The sequence below is a fragment of the Cryobacterium inferilacus genome (assembly GCF_019599185.1).
Classification (GTDB): Bacteria; Actinomycetota; Actinomycetes; order Actinomycetales; family Microbacteriaceae; genus Cryobacterium; species Cryobacterium inferilacus.
The window spans coordinates 1-1,424 of the sequence record NZ_JAIEUL010000052.1; the positions used below are offsets into that span (position 1 = coordinate 1).

At 64.1% G+C, this 1,424-nt stretch carries 1 protein-coding gene; it reads left to right on the forward strand.

The genetic code is table 11. From position 1 onward, the window contains the following. Window positions 1-120: 120 nt before the first annotated feature. Window positions 121-1,365, forward strand: a complete 1,245-nt coding sequence (locus K2F54_RS18835; protein ID WP_220607387.1) for an IS256 family transposase — start codon at window positions 121-123, stop codon at window positions 1,363-1,365. The last annotated feature ends 59 nt before the right edge of the window (window positions 1,366-1,424 follow it).

Consider the following 1,424-nt stretch of genomic DNA (forward strand, 5'->3'; position numbering starts at 1 on the left):
GGTTACGTCCCTGTGAGTGGTGTGGTTTCCCGCTCTTGAGCGTTGCTTCGTCAACGTAAAGAGCCACCGTGGGATGGTCAGTGAGTACCGACTAAAGCAACTCACAAAGGACACCACACGATGGCTCTGGACCAGTCTGCCCTGCTCGACCTGCTGGGAGAACTCAAACTCACTGATGTCACCGACCGAATCCGCGTCGCGACCGAAACTCTCTATCAAGAATTGATCGATGCGGAAGCGACCGCGTTCATCGGCGCCGCCCCATTCGAACGCACCGGCGAACGCACCACCCACCGCAACGGCACCCGACCCAGGACCTTGTCGACGACCGCCGGCGATCTCGACCTGAAGATCCCCAAGCTCCGCGCCGGCTCGTTCTTCCCCGCCCTTCTGGAGCGGCGCCGCCGGGTCGACCAGGCGTTATTCGCAGTCGTGATGGAGGCCTACGTCCACGGCGTTTCGACCCGGAAAGTTGATGACCTCGTCAAAGCGCTCGGCGCGGATACCGGGATTTCGAAGTCGGAGGTGTCCCGGATCTGCGCCGGCCTGGACGCCGAGGTCGCTGAGTTTCGAGACCGCACCCTCGCCGCGCAGGACTTCCCTTACGTGTTCCTCGACGCCACCTACTGCAAGGCCCGCGTTGGGCACCGAATCGTGTCCCAGGCCATCGTCGTCGCGGTCGGCGTTGCGGCCGATGGTCGCCGGGAAGTCCTGGGCTTCGACGTGGGTGACAGCGAGAACGAAGGCTTCTGGACGTCGTTCCTACGGTCGCTCAAGACCCGTGGTCTCGACGGGGTGAAGCTGGTCATGTCTGACGCGCACACCGGGCTGAAGAAGGCCATCGGGACCGTGTTCCAGGGTGCCGGCTGGCAGCGCTGCCGGGTGCATTTCATGCGCAACGTCCTCGCGGTGATCCCGAAGGGATCGCAGGACATGGTCGCCTCGATCATCCGCACCATCTTCGCCCAGCCCGACCGCGAGCACATCGAGAAGCAGTTCCGCGAGGTCACCACGATGCTCACCCGCTCGCACCCGAAGGTCGCGGCGATGCTCGTCGACGCGCAGCCCGATCTGCTCGCGTTCGCCGCATTCCCCAGGCGGCACTGGCGCCAGATCTGGTCCACGAACCCGCTGGAACGGGTGAACAAGGAGATCAAACGCCGCACCGACGTCGTCGGTGTGTTCCCCAACTCCGCCGCCCTGCTGCGCCTGGCCGGGTCCGTTCTGATCGAGCAGCACGACGAGTGGGAGGCCGGCGAACGCCGCTACTTCTCCGAGTCATCGATGCTCGAGCTGGCCACCATGAACAACCCCATCGAGGTCATCGACGAGGCGGTGATCCTCCCCGAACTCGCCGCCGCCTAAGCTAGAACAACTGACCCGCACGGTGTTGAGAAACTCCACCACTCAGCGGGACGTGACCT

Excerpts from the sequence above, each read along its gene's own strand:
- K2F54_RS18835 (WP_220607387.1), top strand. The coding sequence starts at position 121 with ATGGCTCTGGACCAGTCTGCCCTGCTCGACCTGCTGGGAGAACTCAAA.